Genomic DNA, 3,667 nt, shown 5'->3' with positions numbered 1-3,667 from the left:
ACCCAGCCTTTCTTCTTACTTCTTACTTTCCGAAACCGCACGGGCTAACTAACGCTCCGAACGACTTCCTCGCCCTCAAGGGGACCGATCGAGTTCGTTGATTTCGCTGAGTTATACCCAGCCTTTCTTCTTACTTCTTACTTTCCGAAACCACACGGGCTAACTAACGCTCTGGACGACTCCCTCACCCTCAAGGGGACTGATCGAGTTCGTTGATTTCTCTGAGTTATACCCAGCCTTTCTTCTTACTTCTTACTTTCCGAAGCTGCACGGGCTAATTATATGCTCCGGGCAGCTCCCTCGCCCTCCGGGAGAGGGTTGGGGTGAGGGGCGATCTCAACGGCCAGAATGAGGGGATATCTTGCGCTGCAAATTCCATAAAATCACCTGTCTCACGCCCTCCCAATTAAGTAAAACCTCATCATTCCAAAAGCGAATCACGGTAAAACCCTGCTGCTCAAGAAAATGGGTGCGCTGCTGGTCATAAACCACCTGATCCGAATGCTGACCACCATCCAGCTCAACAATCAGCTTCGCCTGCCAACAGGCAAAATCGGCAAAGAAAGGCCCAACCGGAAATTGCCGCCGAAACTTAAACCCCGCCAAGCGGCGATCGCGCAGCTGCAGCCACAAGGCTTGTTCTGCCTCGGTCATATCAGATCTTAAACGGCGCGCCTTAATCAGCGTGATTGCACTCTTCATCAGCCAAGATTACCGCCACCAGCACCGTCGATCTCCCGGCCCCTGCCAAAACTGCGCACCCCATCCAAACCCATCGTTATATCAGCTGAAAAAAATTCATAAGCCGGTGGATTCCCAATTGCCGGGCATCTGGTTATGATGCTGCATTGTATGATATAGACGTCTAGACAGAAAGACAGCTATACCCGTCATCTTTCAAGCTGTAGCGTTGTTACCTGCGCTTGTCCACCCCAGTCACTTACTAAACGTAAGCTCCTGGGGATGAACAAGCTTGTCGCCTAGCTACAACTTGAAATCTATAGGGTATGCATTGTTTATTTTACCGGGAACTCTTCACCTGCTTCGGAGCCAATAATGAAAACGATAAAGACCTCACTGCTCGCCCTAAGCCTGCTGACCAGCCTGCCCCTGCTGGCCGCAGAAGCCACGCTTGCCCCCGTTCCTGACGCTATTGCCCAACATCAAGGGCAGATCCGCGTCGCGGTGATCCGTAACCTGGGTTCCGATGACAACACCACCCAGTTTTTGGCCGGAGCAATCCAAGAGGGGCGCAAACTCGGTTTCAAGGTGGATACCTTCCTGAGCAACGGTGACGACGCGCGTTTTCAGGACTTCGTCAACCAGGCCATCAGCCAGAAGTATGACGGAATCATTCTTTCTCAAGGACGCGCGCCCTATTCTACCGATCTGGTAAAGCGCATCGCCGCGGCAGGCATTGCGGTGTCGGCCTTTGATACCGACGTTAGCGGCGCGATCCCCGGCGTCACCGTTTCCCAACAGGATGATGCCTCGCTGGCCAATGAATCCTTCGGCCAGTTAATTAAAGACTTCGACGGCAAGGCCAACATTATCAAGCTGTGGGTCGCGGGTTTCCCGCCGATGGAGCGGCGCCAGGTCGCTTACCAGCAGTTGCTCAAGCAAAATCCGGGCATTCATGAGTTGGAATCGATCGGGGCAGTATCCTCCGACGTTCAGGGCGATACCGCCAATAAAGTAGGTGCAGTGCTCGCCAAATACCCGAAAGGTAAAATCGATGCCATCTGGGGCACCTGGGATGCCTTCAGCCAGGGAGCCTATAAGGCACTGCAAGAGAATGGCCGCACCGAGATCAAACTGTACAGCATCGATATCTCCAACCAGGATCTGCAATTGATGCGCGAAGCCGGTAGCCCGTGGAAGGTCAGCGTCGCGGTGGATACCAAGCTGATCGGGGCCGTCAACCTACGGCTGATCGCCAATAAACTGGCGGGTGAGCCAACCCCAGCAACCTACCAGTTTAAAGCCGCCGCCATCCCGCAGGCCCTGCTGGTCAGCCAGACCGGTCCAATCAACGTCGCCTCACTGGGCAAAATTATTCCAGGCTGGGGCAGCAGCGAAGATTTCATCCAGCCTTGGTTTGCTACCCTGCAGGCCAAATCCGGTAAATAATGCTGTATTACCGAGGGGCTACAGACGTAGCCTCTTTTTTTTAAACAATTTTTCCGTTTTTCTCTGCTCTGCATCACAAAATAAGCTACTGTAGTTGCATTGGCGTAATAACTGTATGCATCAACAGGTTTGGTTATGAAGGGATTCCCCCCACTGATTAAGATATTGCTGGCAAGTTCGCTGGTGCTGACCATAGGCCGTGGCGTCACGCTGCCCTTTATCACCATTTACCTGACCGAGCACTTCCATCTGCTGCCCAAAAGCGTGGGCATTATTCTTGGCGTCAGCCTGACTATCGGCATCATCAGCAGCTTTTATGGCGGCTATCTGGTCGATCGCTTTAATAAAAATCCGCTGATCTTGCTGGCCATTCTGCTATTTTCGCTGAGCTTTTTTGCTATCCCGTGGGTCTCGCGACCTGCTGGGGTCATTCTGGTGTTGGCCATCTTACATACCGCCTATGCGGTGCTCAGTATCGCCATCAAGGCCTGCTTTGCCAGTTGGCTGCCGGTAAACCAGCGTATCAAGGCCTTCTCGATCAACTATACGCTGGTTAACGTTGGTTGGGCTGTCGGCTCATCATTGGGCGTAATGGTGGCCGGTTACAGCCCACTGCTGCCGTTCTACCTTTCCGGGGGATTGGCATTACTCACGGTGATAACCCTCAGCTTCCGCCTGCGCAACTATCTATCGCCACCGCTAGCAGAGACCGGCAACACTCCACCGTCGGTGCTCAATTTCCGCCAAACAGTGAATGTGCTGCGTAGCGATCGGCGGCTGATCTACTTCACCCTCGGCAGCACGTTAGGCGCGGTGGTCTTCGGCCAATTTACCGGCTATCTGTCGCAGTATCTGATCACCGTTAGCGATGCCGAATTCGCCTACAAGGTGATTGGCGTGGTGATGATCGTCAACGCCTGCATCGTTATCGCCCTGCAATATCTGCTAAGCCGCGGTATGCGCCAGGACAACATGCTGCGCTGGCTGATGCTCGGCACGCTATTTTTCGTCCTGGGGCTGCTCGGCTTTATGCTGGCAGGGCAATCGATATGGCTATGGGTGCTGGCCATGGCGATTTTCACCTTGGGGGAAATCATCGTCATTCCGGTCGAATATATGTTTATCGATTTTATCGCCCCGTCACACCTGAAAGGCAGCTATTACGGCGTACAGAGCCTGAGTAATCTGGGGGGTGCCATCAACCCGGTGATGTGCGGTTTCCTGCTAAGCTACGCGCCACCGCCGGTGATGTTCCTGGTATTGATCGCCGCCGCGTTGTTCAGCCTGCTGTTCTTCTTCCTCGGCCATCGGTTGGCGGAACAGCAAAAACCCCCTGCCAGCCTCAGCAGCGCGGAATAGCCTGGCCCACTACACTTAAGGCGGTCGCAATCTTGCCAAAATGGCATGATGGGCATAGCGAGAATTCATGATGCGTTTTGTGGCGTAGCTCACAGTTTAATTGTATGATGAATGCGTCAACATCAACGAGAATGCACTATGGGCAACCTATTTAATCTGTGTTGGAAATATGTCAGGG

Annotated in this window: 3 protein-coding genes; 2 read left to right on the top strand and 1 reads right to left on the bottom strand. The window is 53.3% G+C overall.

What is annotated here, in order from left to right:
• Window positions 1-336 precede the first annotated feature (336 nt).
• The gene (locus ACLQ7H_RS08235; protein ID WP_411752247.1) at window positions 337-702 is read right to left on the bottom strand and encodes an endonuclease domain-containing protein; all 366 of its coding nucleotides are present in this window, start codon (window positions 700-702) and stop codon (window positions 337-339) included.
• 354 nt (window positions 703-1,056) lie between these two features.
• Here ACLQ7H_RS08235 and ACLQ7H_RS08230 point away from each other — a divergent pair, with 354 nt between their 5' ends.
• Window positions 1,057-2,130: a sugar ABC transporter substrate-binding protein gene (locus ACLQ7H_RS08230; protein WP_411752246.1), complete on the top strand. Its 1,074-nt coding sequence runs from the start codon at window positions 1,057-1,059 to the stop codon at window positions 2,128-2,130.
• A gap of 135 nt (window positions 2,131-2,265) precedes the next feature.
• Window positions 2,266-3,489, top strand: a complete 1,224-nt coding sequence (locus ACLQ7H_RS08225) for an MFS transporter (protein ID WP_411752245.1) — start codon at window positions 2,266-2,268, stop codon at window positions 3,487-3,489.
• The last annotated feature ends 178 nt before the right edge of the window (window positions 3,490-3,667 follow it).

The organism is Serratia sp. (in: enterobacteria) (assembly GCF_046715635.1).
In the GTDB taxonomy this organism is placed as follows: domain Bacteria; phylum Pseudomonadota; class Gammaproteobacteria; order Enterobacterales; family Enterobacteriaceae; genus Chania.
This window is presented reverse-complemented; position numbering and strand designations above follow the sequence as displayed.

What these genes read in the sequence shown, in the direction of transcription:
- ACLQ7H_RS08235 (WP_411752247.1), bottom strand. Translation starts at nt 702, where the DNA reads ATGAAGAGTGCAATCACGCTGATTAAGGCGCGCCGTTTAAGATCTGAT.
- ACLQ7H_RS08230 (WP_411752246.1), top strand. Translation starts at nt 1,057, where the DNA reads ATGAAAACGATAAAGACCTCACTGCTCGCCCTAAGCCTGCTGACCAGC.
- ACLQ7H_RS08225 (WP_411752245.1), top strand. Translation starts at nt 2,266, where the DNA reads ATGAAGGGATTCCCCCCACTGATTAAGATATTGCTGGCAAGTTCGCTG.